This window comes from Sulfurospirillum barnesii SES-3, assembly GCF_000265295.1.
In the GTDB taxonomy this organism is placed as follows: domain Bacteria; phylum Campylobacterota; class Campylobacteria; order Campylobacterales; family Sulfurospirillaceae; genus Sulfurospirillum; species Sulfurospirillum barnesii.
Genome location: NC_018002.1, coordinates 1,727,410 through 1,744,326 on the forward strand (window position 1 = coordinate 1,727,410; position 16,917 = coordinate 1,744,326).

Annotated in this window: 14 protein-coding genes; 8 read left to right on the top strand and 6 right to left on the bottom strand. The window is 38.4% G+C overall.

Features of this window, described 5'->3' with window-relative positions:
• Window positions 1-7 precede the first annotated feature (7 nt).
• Genes SULBA_RS08695 through mqnE form a run of 4 tightly spaced genes read right to left on the bottom strand, consistent with a single transcriptional unit; the run spans window position 8 to window position 3,987 of the window.
• Entirely contained in the window at window positions 8-1,111 is a 1,104-nt protein-coding gene (locus tag SULBA_RS08695) for an MFS transporter (protein WP_245391403.1), read from the bottom strand.
• 52 nt (window positions 1,112-1,163) lie between these two features.
• Window positions 1,164-1,613: a phosphoribosyltransferase gene (locus SULBA_RS08700; RefSeq protein ID WP_014769917.1), complete on the bottom strand. Its 450-nt coding sequence runs from the start codon at window positions 1,611-1,613 to the stop codon at window positions 1,164-1,166.
• A gap of 1 nt (window position 1,614) precedes the next feature.
• The gene (locus SULBA_RS08705) at window positions 1,615-2,904 is read right to left on the bottom strand and encodes an NCS2 family permease (RefSeq protein WP_014769918.1); all 1,290 of its coding nucleotides are present in this window, start codon (window positions 2,902-2,904) and stop codon (window positions 1,615-1,617) included.
• A gap of 18 nt (window positions 2,905-2,922) precedes the next feature.
• Entirely contained in the window at window positions 2,923-3,987 is a 1,065-nt protein-coding gene (mqnE, locus tag SULBA_RS08710; protein WP_014769919.1) for an aminofutalosine synthase MqnE, read from the bottom strand.
• Window positions 3,988-4,055: 68 nt separating this feature from the next.
• Here mqnE and SULBA_RS08715 point away from each other — a divergent pair, with 68 nt between their 5' ends.
• Entirely contained in the window at window positions 4,056-4,511 is a 456-nt protein-coding gene (locus SULBA_RS08715) for a DUF350 domain-containing protein (protein ID WP_014769920.1), read from the top strand.
• 47 nt (window positions 4,512-4,558) lie between these two features.
• Here the strand turns inward: SULBA_RS08715 and trpB are convergent, their stop codons facing one another.
• Window positions 4,559-5,770 (bottom strand): tryptophan synthase subunit beta, encoded by a 1,212-nt coding sequence (gene trpB / locus SULBA_RS08720; RefSeq protein ID WP_014769921.1) that lies wholly within the window; start codon window positions 5,768-5,770, stop codon window positions 4,559-4,561.
• A gap of 122 nt (window positions 5,771-5,892) precedes the next feature.
• On the opposite strand from trpB, the gene SULBA_RS08725 reads away from it, so the two are divergent.
• The 7 genes from SULBA_RS08725 to SULBA_RS08755 all read left to right on the top strand — a co-directional run bounded on the left by SULBA_RS08725 (window position 5,893) and on the right by SULBA_RS08755 (window position 15,992).
• Entirely contained in the window at window positions 5,893-8,427 is a 2,535-nt protein-coding gene (locus tag SULBA_RS08725; protein ID WP_014769922.1) for a [protein-PII] uridylyltransferase family protein, read from the top strand.
• 12 nt (window positions 8,428-8,439) lie between these two features.
• Window positions 8,440-10,251, top strand: a complete 1,812-nt coding sequence (glmS, locus tag SULBA_RS08730) for a glutamine--fructose-6-phosphate transaminase (isomerizing) (protein WP_014769923.1) — start codon at window positions 8,440-8,442, stop codon at window positions 10,249-10,251.
• 31 nt (window positions 10,252-10,282) lie between these two features.
• Window positions 10,283-12,115: a GGDEF domain-containing protein gene (locus SULBA_RS08735; protein ID WP_014769924.1), complete on the top strand. Its 1,833-nt coding sequence runs from the start codon at window positions 10,283-10,285 to the stop codon at window positions 12,113-12,115.
• Window positions 12,116-12,119: 4 nt separating this feature from the next.
• Complete coding sequence (locus SULBA_RS08740; RefSeq protein ID WP_014769925.1) at window positions 12,120-12,992, top strand: radical SAM/SPASM domain-containing protein; 873 nt, start codon at window positions 12,120-12,122, stop codon at window positions 12,990-12,992.
• The gene (locus SULBA_RS08745; protein WP_014769926.1) at window positions 12,993-13,367 is read left to right on the top strand and encodes an HIT family protein; all 375 of its coding nucleotides are present in this window, start codon (window positions 12,993-12,995) and stop codon (window positions 13,365-13,367) included.
• Window positions 13,368-13,436: 69 nt separating this feature from the next.
• The gene (locus tag SULBA_RS08750; protein ID WP_014769927.1) at window positions 13,437-14,738 is read left to right on the top strand and encodes a M99 family carboxypeptidase catalytic domain-containing protein; all 1,302 of its coding nucleotides are present in this window, start codon (window positions 13,437-13,439) and stop codon (window positions 14,736-14,738) included.
• A 21-nt stretch (window positions 14,739-14,759) separates the two neighbouring features.
• Window positions 14,760-15,992, top strand: coding sequence for an EAL and HDOD domain-containing protein (locus tag SULBA_RS08755; protein WP_014769928.1), 1,233 nt, complete (start codon window positions 14,760-14,762; stop codon window positions 15,990-15,992).
• Between the two features lie 13 nt (window positions 15,993-16,005).
• On the opposite strand, the gene SULBA_RS08760 is transcribed toward SULBA_RS08755, so the two are convergent.
• The gene (locus tag SULBA_RS08760) at window positions 16,006-16,917 is read right to left on the bottom strand and encodes an AEC family transporter (protein ID WP_014769929.1); all 912 of its coding nucleotides are present in this window, start codon (window positions 16,915-16,917) and stop codon (window positions 16,006-16,008) included.

Here is a 16,917-nt window from a genome sequence, read left to right on the forward strand (position 1 = left end):
AGCCTTACTATGACAATGACTTGTGCAAGTTAAAAAGTAGAAAAAACATAGCACCAGCAAAGAGTGAAAGCAAAATAACAAAGCTATTCCACCCCAAATATTCAAAAAAGACGCCAGGGGCAAAAGTACCAATGGTTCCTCCTAAATAATAAAAGGAAAGATAAAGGCCACTGGAAATAGCACGTTTTTCCTGTGCTAGTTTACTAATAAGTCCTGAAGCAACCGAATGAATAATAAAAAATCCAGCACACACGACAAACATTCCTGCAAACATAATCGTATAGTTGTTCATATGAAACAGTTGCAAACCTAAAAGATAAATCAATAAACCAATCCCAATTGTTTTCACTTCATTACCAAAAAAACGAATAATCGACAAAATACGAATAGAAATGATAAAGCCTACAATATACCCTGCATACATCATACCAACTTTTCCATAACTGACATCAGAACTAAATGTGCGTAACTGAAAAGGGAGAAAATTTAACAACGCTTGAAAAACAAAAAAGATAAAAAACATTAAAACAAAAATGGTTAAAAAGGTTTTATTTTTGCACACATCAATGACTTGTGCTAATTTTGGCTTTACAAAATCAACCTTTATCTCCTCGCTTAAAAAGCTCAAAGCCCCATACATCACAATAAGTGCTAACCCCAAAACAATAAAAAAGGGTCGCCAACCAAAAACATCACTCATCGCCCCTGAAAATAAGCGCCCAAAAAATCCCCCTAAAATCGTCGCTCCAATATAATATCCCATGGATTGCTGAACCCTATCTTTAGGTGCCATAAAACCAATGTAGCTCATAAGGGAGGTTAAAATCGCAGGAATCAAAAGCCCTTGCAAGGCTCGAATTCCTACCAAAAGAGGATATGTATTGCTCCATCCAAATAAAAGCTCTAAAAGTCCCAAAAGTAAAACAGCATTTCTCAAAAAGCGCTTTGTCGAAAATGTCTCCAAAATATAACCGTAAAAAACAGGTGCAAAGCCTAGTGGCAACATGATTACCGTTGTAAACATAACTGCTTCAAAACGGCTTAGACTAAATTCATTTTCAAAAAGGGGTTGAATGGGTTGGGCAGCATATAAAGAGCACAGCGTCAGCATCGTGCAAACGTACACAATGAGACGCTGTTGTTTCAGAAAAAAAGCGTGAAAGTTATTTGTACTTATCAATCTGGAAATCCCAGAAAAACTCAATCCACTCTGTTGCCTCACGAGCAGCAAAATCAGGACGTACAAGTGCTTTTTCTTTATAAAAAACCGAAGCAACTTTGAGCTCAACATCAGGGTATTTTTCGCCCAACACACGTTTAATCTCAATCATCGTTTCACCACTGTCAATAATATCATCCACAATTACCACACGTTTAGCTTTACTAAGATCAGGAATATTAAAAATATTAATCGTATCAAGCTTATGCGTCTCTTCATAATGAATGGAGTTGATAGAATAAAGAGCTCTCATCTCCAACGCTTCTGAGAGGAAATGCCCTAAAGTCATACCTCCACGGGCTACCGCTAAAATAACATCAGGCGCATAAGGCTTGATTTCCTTGGCTAAATGATTTACATCAACTTTAAATTCTTCATAACTGTAATAACGCAAATTAATGTCCTTCCTGTACGATAAATACGATTAAACTAATCGCTGCTAAAAATACAATACCAATATTAATATCTTTGTACTCTTTCTTAATCAATTTTATCACCAAATAGGAGATAAGCCCAAAGGCTAAACCATTCGTAATCGAAAATGTTAAGGGCATCATCACCACAATTAAAAAGGTCGAAACGGCAATCGCTGTATCTTTAAAATTAACATGGGAAAGTTCACTAAACATCAAAACCCCTACCATAACCAATACAGGATAAATAGCATTTTCAGGAATGGCTTTAAACAGAGGCATCATAAACAGCGTTAAGATAAAAAAGAGTCCTGTTGCCACAGCCGTTAAACCAGTACGCCCACCCTCTTCTACACCGCTCGCACTTTCAACAAAAGCTGTCGTTGTTGAAAGTCCAAAAAGAGTACCAGCGACTGTTGCAGCAGCATCGACTTCTAAGGTTTTTTGCAGTTCTTTACCATCGTCTTTAAAAATACCCGCACGATACCCAACGCCTGCTAGTGTACCAATGGAATCAAACAAATCGGTAATTAAGAAGGTGATAATCACAGGTAAAAGCGCTAATGAAAAAGCAGAGACAATATCAAGTTGCATAAAAATAGGTGAGATAGAGGAAGGCATTGAGAAAAATTCTGTTGGATACGCCCCGATACCAAAAACCCATCCCACAATAGAGGTGAAAAATACCGCTAAAATAAACGCTCCTTTAAGCTTCCATGAGTACAAAGCGAAAACCAAAATAAGTCCTAAAACACCTAATAAAACATTAGGATCTTTAAAATTTCCCACCCCAACTAATACAGCAGGATTTGCTACAATCATTCCCATACTTTTTAATCCAATAAAGGCAATAAATGTTCCAATACCCGCACTAATCGCTCGTCTTAAATCTTGGGGAACACTTTTCATAATCCACACACGAAATTGTGTAAAAGAGAGAATGACAAACAAAAGACCTGAGAGAAAAACAACACCCAAAGCAGTCTGCCATGGCACTTTCATTCCCAAAACCAATCCAAAGGTAAAGTAAGCATTAAGCCCCATGCCCACACTCATAGCAATAGGCGTGTTTGCCCAAAGCCCGTTTAAAACCGTTGATAAAATTGTAATGAGCGCCGTTGCAGTAATGAGCGCATCCATAGGCATGCCTGTTTTGCTCATAATAATCGCATTTACAGGCACAATGTACATCATCGTTAAGAAGATGGTAAACCCAGCGGTTACTTCCGTTTTCACGTTGGTACCGTGTTCTTTCAGTTTAAAAAAGTCCAAGCCTTATCCTTTTAAAAGTTAATATATTTTGCGTTCATTGTAGAGGCTATCACGCTCTACAGGGGTAAAACCACTGGTTTGAATGAGCTCCAAAATACTCTGTAACCCAAGCCCTTTTGCACTCTTAGCTCCTGCTGCGGATTGGATGGATTCAACTTCAATGGTTCCATCCAAATCATCCGCACCATACTCCATGGCGACAAGGGCTAAATTGATGGTTGATGTCGCCCAATATGCTTTAATATGGTCGATATTATCCAACATCAAACGGCTAATTGCAAACGTTTTTAAAATCTCCGTGGAACTTAAAAAATCTTTTACATGTAAATAGTTATTGTCTCGTTGATACACCAATGGAATAAATGCATTAAAACCACCCGTTTTATCTTGCAAATCACGAAGCCTGAGCATATGGTCGATACGATGTTCACGTTTTTCCACATGTCCAAAAAGCATGGTAGCATTCGACTCTTTGCCTCTTTTATGCCACAATTCATGTATGTGCAACCACTCTTCTGAGCTCACTTTGCCCTTACAGATATACTCACGCACCGCTTCATCAAAAATCTCCGCACCGCCTCCTGGCATCGAATCCACACCGTGTTCTATCATCTTCTCAATGACCTCATCAAAACTCAGCCCATACTCTGTTGCTAAAAAGTTAATCTCCGCAGCGGTCAGTGCCTTTACATGTAAAAAGGGAAAACGCTCTTTAATTTTTGAGAAAACTTCCAAATACCACTCTAAACCTGTTGCAGGGTTGTGTGCTGAGACGATGTGTACCTCGGTAATAGCACTGTGTTTGAGTGAGTTTTCCAGCGCACTTAAAATCTCTTCGTGGCTCATAGTGTAAGGATTGGGATTTTTTCGATTGGCAGAAAAGGCGCAAAATTTACAGACGTCTTTGCAGATATTGGTGGGGTTAATATGTCGATTGACATTAAAAAAGACTTTGTTGCCATGAAGCGCACGTCTTCTTTTATTGGCGTACTGACCCAGTGTAAAAAGGTCTAAATCATACAGCGCAATGCCATCTTCAAGGCTCAGTCTTTCATTGTTTTCTAGTTTTTCAATCAGTGTCATGCTGTGCTTTCAATAAGAAATAAAGAAAGATTTTAGCCATTTTTTTTATAAAGAGAGGTTAAAGTAAAATGCTACTCATCTTAAATGTTCTTAGCTATAATATGCAAAAAGGCTACACCATGTTTATCGGCGCATTTTTCTCTTTTACCCTCTTTTTTGTAACCGCTTTAGGTGTTCTTATCCTGTTTCTCTTCTTGTATGCCAAAGTCACACCCTATGATGATTATGAGATGATTTTCACCCAAAACAACACCGCTTCTGCGTTAGGATTTGGTGGAGCCATTGTAGGTTTATGTATCCCTTTGTATAGCGCATTGGTCAATTCCATTTCTTACGGTGATTTTGTTATATGGGCAGGCATTGCCATGTTTGTTCAACTCCTTTTTGCACTCATTATGACACGCTTAGGTGGAAGATTTTCCGTGGAAAAGCATATGGACAATGGTGACATTTCAGTGGGGATTTTGATGGCATTTATCTCTAGTGCTATTGGACTTTTAAACGCAGGTTCGATGAGTTATTAAGCTTTACATGTACAAAGGGATTTGAGTTTCAAATCCCTTTGTAATTTTTATAAATAATCCTCAGGCTTATAATTTTCCACCACAAAATCAATATCTTTATCGCCTCGTCCGCTCAAATTCACCAAAATAGACTCGTATGGTTTTTCTTTGGCTAGCTTCATCGCAAATGCCACTGCATGGGCACTCTCTAAGGCTGGGATGATGCCCTCATAATGGCTCAAATCGTAAAAGGCTTGAATGGTCTCTTTATCATTGGCGATGCCAACTTTCGTGCGTCCTGAAGTACTCAAATAAGCGTGTTCTGGCCCAACAGAGGGGTAGTCTAGTCCACTGGCGATGGAGTGAACGGCGGCTGGTTCACCCGCTTCGTTTTTGAGCATAATGGAGTTAAACCCATGCAAAATGCCCTCGCTTCCATAGGTCAAGCTCGCCGCATGTTCGCCTAGTTTTGTGCCAGTACCTCCAGGTTCCACGCCGTACATTTCGCAGGAATCTTCGATGAAAGCGGAGAAAAGTCCCATTGCATTGCTTCCTCCACCCACACATGCCACGAGATTATCAGGTAAGTTACCCGTCATCTCCAAAAATTGCTCTCTGGCTTCAATGCCCACAACACTTTGAAAATCCCTGACCATTTTGGGAAACGGATGAGGGCCTACAACGGAGCCGATACAATAAATAGAATTTTCTGGGTCTTTCAAATACGCTTCAAACGCTGAGTCTACTGCTTCTTTAAGTGTACGTGCTCCAAAACTAACAGGCACGACTTTCGCACCCAAAACTCTCATTCGCACCACATTGGGGTGCTCTTTGGCGATGTCCACTTCACCCATATGAATCTCACACTCTAGCCCAAAATACGCCGCAGCCGTTGCCAATGCCACGCCGTGTTGCCCTGCTCCTGTTTCAGCGATGAGTTTTTTCTTACCCAAATATTTGGCTAAAAGCGCTTCACCCATACAGTGGTTAAGCTTGTGCGCTCCTGTGTGGTTTAAATCTTCACGTTTAAGATAAATGCGTGCACCTCCCACATACTCACTCAAACGCTTGGCATAATACACAGGCGTGGGTCTGCCTTGATAGTGTTTGCGGATATCACGCAGTTCACGGATAAAATTGTGCGAATTACCAATCGTCAAATACGCCTCTTCAATCTTTTTAAATTGTTCTTCTAGTTCGGGTGGCAAGAACGCTCCACCAAACTTTCCAAAATAGCCTTTACTATTGGGAAATGCTCTTAAATAGGGTTTTTGAACCATAAATATCCTTTTTACATGTAAAAGATGTTTTGTACTTCTGCTTACAACTTCATCACACAAAGGGGCAAGGCAAAAGCACTTTTGGTGTATTATAACGCACTCCAATTAAAATAGGAAAAATGATGGAAATCGAAGAAATTATTGAAGATTTAATCGAAAAAAATGCCAGTGATTTTGAAATATCTAAAGTCATCAAAGAGCATATCAAAGCCTATTTAAGCTCTTTAAATGAGATTTTTGTGGAAAATCAAGGCAAAGATTTCTTAGTCAAACATGCTAAAAAAATTGACCAATTTATTATGATTATTTACAAATACACCCTACGCAAATACTTTGGTAACTATATGCCCTTTGCCAATGCCATTCCTGTGGTTTTAGTCGGCATGGGAAGCTATGGACGTGAGGAGTTATGCGTCTACTCCGACATTGACCTTATGGTCGTTTACAAAGCACTTCCTGGCTACAACATAGAACCCCTCATCCAATCCATGCTCTATTTGGCGTGGGATGCAGGGATGAAACTGGGGCATCGCACCCATAAACTTGAAGAACTGCTAAGTGCTAGCAATCAAGACCTTACCATTAAAACTGCCATGTTAGAGTCTCGCTTTTTATGCGGTTCAAAGCTTTTATGGATGGAAACAGAGCGTGAGTTACTGAAAATTCAAAAAGGCGACAAAGGGGATAAAAAAGAGATTATCAGGCAAATTATTGCGGCGCATGAAGCACGCAGAGCAAAACATCCTATGAGTATGGAGCCCAATATTAAAGAAGGCGTAGGAGGGCTTAGAGATGCGCATACGCTCTTTTGGATGTGTAAGATTCTATTTGGAAGCATCCGCATTAAAGACCGTGTACCTGAAATTATCAATGAAGAGGAGTATAAAGAGTTTCGCAGTGCATTAGAATTTCTTTACCGTGTACGCTCTGCATTGCATTTAAGTGCGAAGAAGAAACAAGATATTTTAAACCTCGAATACATCCCTGATGTCGCAAAAAAACTAGGCTTTGAAGATAAAATATTGAAAAATGCCCATATGCAACTCTCCTCTCGTACGTTTGCCTCCATGCACACCGTGGATGTTACATGTAAAATTTTTATGCGCAAACTTACCGCCTCACTGTTTTTATATCCACCTTGTCTCAATGCGCTTAAAAAAGGGCGTATTGAAAAAGGTCTCTACCGTGTCAATAATATTGTATATGCGTCTTTGAAAAAACCCAACCCTAAACTTTCACTGGTATTAGAGCAACTTCAGAACTTTGATGATGCTGCGGTGCGTTTTGATATTAGCTATGTGCATTACATCAAAAATGCTATCTATCCAGTGCACAATACCCCAAAAACCTATAAACAAATACGCTCTCTTCTCTTTCAACCCAATGTCTACACCCTCTTTAGCCTGCTTTATGAGGCCTCTCTTTTACCACAACTCATTAAGCCTTTTCGCCATATTTTAGACCTCGCTCAATTTGATGGCTACCATAAATTGCCTGTGGATATTCACTCTTTACATACCCTCTACCATTTGGAAAATATACAAGAGCCTTTTATTAAAGCGCTTTTTGATGACCTCTGCCCAGAAGGACGTGCCATGCTAAAACTGGTTGCCTTCTTGCATGACAGTGGGAAAGGCAGAAAAGATGACCACAGTGAAATAGGCGCAAAGATTTTTAAAGCCTACGCTACCAAATTGCATTTCTCTGAAAAAGCCATTGAAATGGGCGTTTTACTGATTAAGTACCATACGCTTATGAGCAATACAGCCTATCGTGAAGATATTTACAGTGAAAAAGTGGTCCTCTCCTTTATCTCAAAATTGCAAAATCCTCAAGCGCTCAAACTGCTCTACATTCTCACCTATGCGGATATGAGTGCGGTCAATGACAATATTTATTCGGGTTTTATTGCTAAATTATTGCGAGAATTTTACCACTACAGTATGGAGATGTTTGAAAAAGAAGAGCTCATTGATGAGACAACCAAACGCTTACGCAAAGAGAATAGTCTTAAAAAAAGTCCCGAATTTTTAGCACTTTCAAAAGGTTTGCAGAAAAAAATTCTCTCCATTCAGTCTAATTTTTTCTTTCTCAAGCTCAAACTTCCTGAGATTCTTTTTATTGCCAAAGAAGCCGATGAGACATTAAGCGATTCATACCGCTATATCATCAACAATGAAGACCATTTAAGCATTCAAGTGATTCGTGCTAAAGCGTTTAATATTGGCTACCTTCTAGGAAAGCTCTCTTACTTAGACCTTGTTCAAATGGATATTTATAAACTTTTTGACAACAAAAAATACTTCCAAATTGACTTTAATGAAAAGGTGCAAGAGAGTGACATTGCTTATATTACAGAACTGCTAGAAAACTCCTTTGATATGAGTAAACGAGCCACACTCAAAAAACCTACCATTTTAAAAGGAGAAATCACCCTAGACTTTGAACACTCAAAATCTTATGCCTTAATGCAACTTAAAACGAAAAATCAGCAAGGATTGATGGCCTACATGATGAGTATTTTTGATGAATATAACATTGATATTGCGATGGCAAAGATTCAGACCATTAAAAACAGAACTCGTAACCTTCTTTTAATCGAAAAAACAGTGGGCTTATGTAACAATAAAGACAGTATTTTAGATTATTTTTATTAAAAGGCAAGTGGTATGTGTGGAATTGTTGGCTATATCGGGAAAAAAGAAAAACGTGATTTTCTCATTGATGGGCTTAAAGAGCTTGAATATCGAGGGTATGACTCAGCAGGTATTGCTGTACTAAAAGATGGCGAAATCACCTCTTTTAAAGCCACAGGTAAGCTCTCCAATTTAGACCACAAGGTTGAAAATTTTAGCTCTACAGGTTTTGGTGTTGGCATTGGGCACACACGGTGGGCAACACACGGTAAACCCACAGAAGCAAATGCGCATCCACATTGGGGGCAATTTTCTTATATTATTCACAACGGAATTATTGAAAATTACAAAGAGATTAAAGACGAACTTCTCAAAGATGGCATCACATTTTTAAGCCAAACCGATACCGAAGTTGCCGTGCATCTTTTTGAAAAAAATGTAAGAGAATTGGGAGATTGTTTTAAAGCGTTTGAAAAAACCATTGCCTCCTTGCATGGGGCATATGCCATTTTACTGATTACCAAAAAAGAGCCCGATGTTATCTTCTTTGCAAAAAATGCCGTTCCTTTACTGCTTGGAAAGAGCAGTGAGGGTGAGGTCTATTTTAGCTCTTCAGACGCACCCCTTATTGGTTTAGCAAAAGAGGTGGTTTACCTAGAAGATGCTCAGTACGGTTGGGCAAAGAATCAAGACATCACCCTTTTAAAAGAGCATGTTCAACAACAGCTTGATTTCAAACCCCTTATCCACGATAAACTCTCAGCCCAAAAAGATGGGTACCGTTATTTTATGGAAAAAGAGATTTACGAGCAGTCCGTGGTGGTTGGTGAAACTTTAATGGGGCGCATTAAAGAAAATAGAGTTATTTTGGATGAACTGTGTGGTTTTGATTTTAGCAGAATCGATGCGATTAAAATTTGTGCGTGTGGTACCAGCTACCATGCCGCTTTGAGTGCATCTTATATGTTTGAACGCCTCTCAAAAATTCGCTGTAATGTTGAAATTGCCAGTGAATTTCGCTACAAAGAGCCTTTGTTAGATCCAAAAACCCTTTTTATTGTTATCTCACAAAGTGGTGAAACCGCCGATACCCTTGAAGCCTTAAAAATGGCAAAAAAAAGCGGTATGCCAACCCTTGCGATTTGCAACGTCGATAACTCTTCTATCGTACGAACCGCTGATGCAACCATTTTAACACGTGCAGGCATTGAAAAAGGGGTGGCAAGTACGAAAGCGTTTGCCACACAAGTGGTCACCTTGTGGCTTTTAAGCCTTTTTGTAGGAACAGCTAAAAACACCCTTGATGAAGAGATTCTTAAAAGTGAAATTCGAGCCCTTTTACATATTCCTTTGGTTTTAAAAGTAAATGAAGCCAAACATGAAAAAATTCGCCGCCTCTCCAAACGCTATTTACATGGGCATGGTTTCTTCTTTATTGGCCGTGATGTTTTTTATCCTCTTGCCCTTGAAGGAGCATTGAAGCTTAAAGAGATTAGCTATTTACACGCAGAGGGCTACCCTGCAGGAGAGATGAAACACGGTCCCATTGCCCTTGCTGATAGCGAACTTTTCACTATTGCGCTCATGCCAAAAAATCTTTTATATGACAAAATGAAAAGCAATGTTGAGGAGCTAGGGGCTAGAGATTCAACACTCTTAGTGATTAGTCCAGAGCCTTTTGAATTAGCCGATGATTTTATTAAGACACAAGCGCATTCACATATGATGGGTGAATTTTTTGAGATGATGCTTATGACCCAATTACTAGCACTTGAAATTTCCATTCGTTTAGGTAACGATGTCGATATGCCACGCAATCTTGCCAAAAGCGTGACGGTAGAGTAATCTAAAATCTTTTACATGTAAGGATGTGCGCATGCAAAAAAGGCTTTCATGGGTTATTGTTGGAACGATTTTTATCTCATTTATGCTTTTATTGGTTATTTACATTCTCTCCATGCGTAGCTTTTGGATTAAGGGTGCTGAAGAAAAGGCTGCTGTCATTGCAGAGTTGGTTCAAGATGGTCTTAGTGCGCATATGCTTAGTGGAACGATGGATCAGCGGGAGTTTTTTTTAAACAAAATTGCTTCAGCAAAAGGAATTGACTCCTTATGGATTGTGCGAAGCCCCTCTGTCATTGAACAGTTTGGTAAAGGCTTTAATAATGAAACCCCTCGTGATGAAATTGATCATGAGGTGTTAAAAACAAGTACTTCTTACAAAAAAGTGATCGAGTCTTCCCAAAGCGCAAAGCTAAGAGTCAGTGCGCCTTATGTCGCCAAAGAGCATGCTACGCCAAACTGTATGGCATGTCACAATGCCAAAGAGGGTGAAGTCTTAGGGCTTGTGAGTATGGTGTTTGATATTGCTGAGATACGCACTGATGGTATTATTACTTCTTTGGTGGTGTTAGGATTTTCCCTCATCATTATGCTCTTTGTGTTTATGAGTATTAACCACTCTATGAAACCATTAATGGCGCTCTTTGATTCTATCAATTACGTTATGAATAAAGCACAAATGGGAGACTATACCCGAAGGGTTCGGGTGGAGGGGAAGAACAAAGATTGTGAAAATGTAGCGCTTTGGATCAACTCTTTATTGGCAAAACTTGAATCTTCTTTGATGGATATTGAAACAACGATTAGAAAATTTTTGTTTGTTGCCCCTTCGCATCAACACGACCCGCTTCTTGAGGCACAAACGATTGTGCATGAACTCTCGGATATTTATCAATTTAAACGCACCATCGAATTTGATGAATCCAAAGAAGATGTTTACAATCGCATGGGAACCATTTTAATGGATACCTTTGAGCTCAAAGATTTTGCACTGATTGAATCAGGCAAACACGCGATTAGCCCACGCATTGTTTTTGATGCCATGCAAACCCAAAAAAGCCCCCATGCCACATGCAGAGCTTTGCGTACCAAACAATCAGTCTATTCGGATCAGTTTAAACACATTTGCGAAACCTGTGCACACGTTGCCCCTCATTATGTCTGCATTCCTTATGTAATCAGTGATGAATTTGAACTGCTCTTAAGTGCTACGGCTTCTTCAAAAGAAGAGCTAGAGCGTATTAAAGAAAAACTGCCTTTAATTCAAAACTACATTGATGGGGCACGCCCTGAGTTGGTAAGTAAAGATTTGATGCAAATTTTAAAAATTTCCTCAACTACCGATGCACTTACAGGTCTTTATAACCGTAAATATTTGGACGAATACATCGAAAAAGCGCTTGCTCAAGCCAAACGCAATGGGATTGTTTATGGGGTTTTAATGATTGATATTGACTACTTTAAAATGGTCAATGACACCTACGGACATGATGTTGGCGATAAAGCCATTAAAGCACTCTCTAAAATTTTACAAGAGAGCATTCGAGAAGCGGACACGGCATTTCGTTTTGGAGGAGAAGAGTTTTTGGTTCTTTTGTATCAATGTGAAAAGAGTATGATTGAAAGTATTGCGCATAAGATACGCATAAAATTTGAGAAAACTCCCATTCAAGCCAACAATGGCAATAGTTTTTATAAAACGCTCAGCGTAGGTGTATCTATTTTCCCAAACCATTCAGACTCTATCTGGAAATGCATTAAATTTGCAGATATTGCGCTTTACAACGCCAAAGAGCAAGGGCGTAATTGTGTAAAGATTTTTGATGAAACAATGCTTGAGGGCAAAGAGATGAAAAGCGACTACTAAGAGCATGAAATTTTACCGTGTGTATATTGAACTCACTAATATCTGTGGGCTAAAATGCAGCTTTTGCCCACCGAAAACTTTACCAACGCACACCATGTCGCTTGCATTTTTTGAACATATTTTAACCGAGCTAAAACCTTATACCAAAGAGATTGCTTATCATATTGTGGGCGACCCACTGACGTTATCGCATCTGAAAAAGTATTTGGATAAAAGCTATGATTATGGATTTAAAGTGATGCTGACAACCAGTGGCTACTATTTAAACAACCACTCTTTAGAAACCTTATTGCATCCTGCAATTAAACAAATAAATATTTCACTCAATAGCTTTAATAAAAATACAATGCCACTCTCCTTTGATGCCTATATGGACGCAGTTGTAAACCTCTGTGATGCTAAAATAGCAAGGAATAAAGAACTTTTTATTAACCTTCGTTTATGGAATATAGACGAAGCACACAGTGAAGAAGCGTTTAATACACAGCTTTTTGCTTACCTTGAAACGCACTTTAAATGTACGTTACATGTAAACACCCTGTATGAAAAAAATATGCGCTCCATCAGACTTGCAGAAAAAATACGCTTGCACTTTGATGACTACTTTGAATGGCCTAGTTTATCTTCAGACCACGCTTCTCAGGGACGTTGTTTAGGGCTTTCTTCACACTTTGGAATTCTTGCCAATGGCAGTGTTGTACCGTGCTGTTTGGATAAAGATGCGTGTATCTCTTTGGGAAATTTACAGGAACATTCATTGCATTCTATTTTAAATGCTCCTCGAACACGAGCCATCATCGAAGGATTTAAAGAGGATAAAGCTGTTGAGATTTTGTGTCAAAAATGTACTTACAAAAACCGTTTTAAGGAGCAGTAGATGGCAAATAAACTTTACGAAAATGAGATTTTTTATATTGAGAAAGAAGAGGCTACTATTCCATGGGTCAAAATTTTTCCACACAAAGCCTATAAAGAACTCAGTGACTGTGACCCTATAACACAACAAGCCCTTCTTCATGCGATGCTCTGCGTTGAAGAGGTTATGAAAACATATTATAGTCCTAAAAAAATCAATATCGCTCTGTTTGGAAATTACGTACCTCATCTTCATATTCACATTATGGCTCGCTTTGAAGATGACTCACATTTTCCAGAATCGATGTGGGGAGTCAAACAACGAGAAGGAAGACTGTGGCTTCCTCCCTTTGAAGATTTCGTGACACTTTTATGTAAAAAACTTTCGAAGCCTTAGGAGTTTTGGTAAAATTTAATCTCCCTTTTGCTAAGCTTTAGCCTTAAAATTAAATTAAAAAGAGTGTGAATGAAAAAATGCTATCTCGCCTTGTCTTTCCTGCTTTCAACCTATGCCTTTGGTGCCAATTTACACTACTCTTTAATTCAAAAAGAGAGTGGTCAAAAAGAGGAAAGCACCTTGTTGGTTATTGGAGGAATTCATGGGGACGAGCCAGGTGGCTATTTTGCACCCATGCTCTTAGCCAAATATTACACCATTGTACGGGGTAACTTGTGGATTGTCCCTAACGTAAATTTTGACAGTATTGTTCAAAACAAACGAGGTATTTATGGTGATATGAACCGAAAATTTGCCACGATTGATGCTAAGGACAAAGATTTTGAAATCGTCACGGATATTAAAAAACTTATTCTTGACCCACGTGTTGATTTAACCCTTAACCTTCATGATGGGCATGGCTTTTACAGAACCAAAACCATTGATAAAAATTTCAATCCTAAAGCATGGGGTCAAGCCACGATTATTGATCAGCAAACCATTCCCAATGCAAAATATGGTAATTTAGCTCACATTGCTCAAAAGGTCAATCAAGAAACCAATATTGATTTAATTGAAGATGTGCATGAATTTAACGTCAAAAATACTAATACCAAAGACAAAGATAAGGCGATGCAACAAAGCCTTACCTATTTTTCAATTAAAAACAACAAACCTGCTTTTGCGATTGAAACCAGTAAGAACATTACTGAACTTTCACACAAAGTGTTTTACCAGCTCAAAACTATTGAAAAATTTATGCATGAAATGAATATTGAATTTTCACGCTCTTTTGAACTCAGCGAAGCAAATATTCAAACCCTTTTAGCAGATGTTGGAAGCTTAGAAATTCCTCCTACAAAAATTATGCTTGAGCTCTCAAACCTTAAACCATACATACGTTTTTTTCCCATAAATAAAGAAACGTTTCACTACAAAAGTGATAATCCCCTTGTAGCCGTTCTAAAAGAAAAAGATGAGTATAAAATTATGAATGGCAACAAGCTTATTTCTACGCTTAAAGCCGACATGATGGAGTTTGATGACTCTTTAGATGAAATCAACCTGCTCCTTGATGGGGAAAAAGCACGTGCCAAAATTGGCTCTCTTATTTATACCCATAAAAGTTTTGAAATAGCACCCATTCAAGGCTATCGAATCAATGTTATTGGGTATTCTAAAGAGGGGGTTATCAGTGAAGATGGCATTGAAATAGAACCAAGTGCATTGATGAAATCCTATGCCATTGATAAACAAGAGCGTACCTATATGGTTCATTTTTATAAAGATAAAAAATTTTGCGGTATGATAAACATTCAATTTAAACCATAAACCTTTTCGTGAAGGGAATCCATGCAAACCTATATTGGAAGACAGCCTATTTTTAACAAAGAGGGCGAATGCCTTGCGTATGAACTTTTATACCGTTCGTGTGAAGTCAATAACAGCGCAAAATTTACAGACAATGCCAAAGCCACAGCACGCGTTATTGTCAATCTTATTCATACAATAGGCTTTCCTTCCATTATTGGTACAAAAAAAGGTTACATTAATCTTGATGAATCCATGCTCTTTAGTGATGCCCTGCTTTTATTACCTAAAGAGCAGTTTGGCTTTGAAATTTTAGAATACACTGCTATAACACAACCGCTCATTGAACGTATAGCAGAACTTCATGCCAAAGGATACACCTTTTCATTGGATGATTTTGATTGCAGCGAAGCAATGCTTGAAGCCTATACACCTATTTTCCCTTATATTGATACTATTAAAGTGGATATTCAAGCTGTTGGTCTTCACAATCTACACAGTTCTCTTGAAAAATTAGCCCCGTATAAAATTGCCTTACTGGCTGAAAAAATTGAAACGCAAGAAGAGTTTACAGCATGTTTAAATTATGATTTTCACTTGTTTCAAGGCTACTTTTTCGAAAAACCTATTATTTTAAGTGGTCAAAAGATAGAACCTAATACCATTAGCGCTATTAACCTGATTAATTGCATGCAAGAAAATGATGATATTGCTTTTATTTCAAATAAATTTTCAACCTGCCCTGATCTTGTTTATAACCTTTTACGCCATGTCAATTCAGGGGCATACCATTTCAAGCAAAAAATTACGTCAATTACACAAATGATCACCCTTCTAGGCTCACATAAAATTCTTTCATGGCTAGGACTTTTTCTTTATGGAGCAGCACATGAACGCCCTTTTAGCGAAGAACTCTTTAATAATGCCAAATTTCGTGCCAAAGTAATGGAAGAATTGATGCTGACATGTAAAAAGCCAGAACTTGCCAATAAGGCGTTTCTAACAGGCAGTCTCTCTTTAATTGATGCATATTTGAATATTTCAATGCTAGAATTTTTAAACTACACCCAATTAGATGATGAGATTAAAACCGCACTTCTTTTTCATGAAGGATTTTTGGGTGAGCTTTTAAATATTGCAACGCATATGAACCACAATATAACCAGTAAAGCATCCTTTAAGATAGGAAATCAAGAACCTTGCTTTACCATGGAACAACTCTACGAAGCGTGCCACAAAGCCCTTCTGTTTGTCGAAGAAACCGCACACGCATAACCTTTACATGTAACTATAAAAAAGGAGCAATAAACAGGAGCGTTCCCATACATGCTAGGGTTTGTAAAGTAATAATAGAAGCCATAAGTGAAACATCGCCACCTAGCTCCCTTGCTAAAATATACGATGAAATAGCCGTTGGCATAGAGCCAAATAAAATAGCAATGCTAAGATGTATCCCACTCAATCCGCACAAAAGACCAATACCATATGCCAATAAGGGAAACAGCAATAATTTTGCAACACTTGACACCACTAACTCTTTTTTTGCCACTTTAAGATACCGAAGTTCCAAACCAACACCCACCGATAAAAGACCAATGGGAAGAGCAGCATTGCTTAAAAGAGAGAGTGTTTTAAGGGTAAAAAGAGGCAATTCCCATCCGCTTAAATTAATCATCACACCCAGAGCACAGGCACCAATCAAGGGATTTTTAATGATCGTTTTTAAAAAGGCGAGTAAAGAGAAGCGCCCATTACGGGTATAAAAAGCAAATACGCCAATACACAAAACATTGATAAAAGGAATTGCAAATGCCATCACAATTGCACTTAAAACCAAACCCTCATCTCCATATGCCGTATCCACAAATGCTAATAAAACATAGGAATTAAAACGAATACCTCCTTGCACAATGGAAGTAAATGCTTTAGCCTCAAAATGCAAAAGAGTATTTAAAAAAAGCAGTAGCACTAAAACCGCAACAATGCTTAATAACGTGGTTAAAACAAGAGGAGCGGTGTAAGCTAATTCCAATTTGGCAACAGAGAGTTTATACACTAAAAGAGCAGGCATCAGGACATAATACGTAAAGCGGTCGGCAAGAGGCCAAAAATCGGTGGAGGGAAATTTCATATGTCTAAAGGTGTACCCAATAGCAACAATCAAACAAATAGGTAATAATGAATTCAATACGTATGTCAT

Coding starts and splice junctions, on each gene's coding strand:
- SULBA_RS08745 (WP_014769926.1), top strand. CDS start 12,993: ATGGCAAATAAACTTTACGAAAATGAGATTTTTTATATTGAGAAAGAA.
- SULBA_RS08755 (WP_014769928.1), top strand. CDS start 14,760: ATGCAAACCTATATTGGAAGACAGCCTATTTTTAACAAAGAGGGCGAA.
- trpB (WP_014769921.1), bottom strand. CDS start 5,770: ATGGTTCAAAAACCCTATTTAAGAGCATTTCCCAATAGTAAAGGCTAT.
- SULBA_RS08740 (WP_014769925.1), top strand. CDS start 12,120: ATGAAATTTTACCGTGTGTATATTGAACTCACTAATATCTGTGGGCTA.
- SULBA_RS08735 (WP_014769924.1), top strand. CDS start 10,283: ATGCAAAAAAGGCTTTCATGGGTTATTGTTGGAACGATTTTTATCTCA.
- glmS (WP_014769923.1), top strand. CDS start 8,440: ATGTGTGGAATTGTTGGCTATATCGGGAAAAAAGAAAAACGTGATTTT.
- SULBA_RS08750 (WP_014769927.1), top strand. CDS start 13,437: ATGAAAAAATGCTATCTCGCCTTGTCTTTCCTGCTTTCAACCTATGCC.
- SULBA_RS08760 (WP_014769929.1), bottom strand. CDS start 16,917: ATGACATACGTATTGAATTCATTATTACCTATTTGTTTGATTGTTGCT.
- SULBA_RS08725 (WP_014769922.1), top strand. CDS start 5,893: ATGGAAATCGAAGAAATTATTGAAGATTTAATCGAAAAAAATGCCAGT.
- SULBA_RS08695 (WP_245391403.1), bottom strand. CDS start 1,111: ATGCTGACGCTGTGCTCTTTATATGCTGCCCAACCCATTCAACCCCTT.
- mqnE (WP_014769919.1), bottom strand. CDS start 3,987: ATGACACTGATTGAAAAACTAGAAAACAATGAAAGACTGAGCCTTGAA.
- SULBA_RS08715 (WP_014769920.1), top strand. CDS start 4,056: ATGCTACTCATCTTAAATGTTCTTAGCTATAATATGCAAAAAGGCTAC.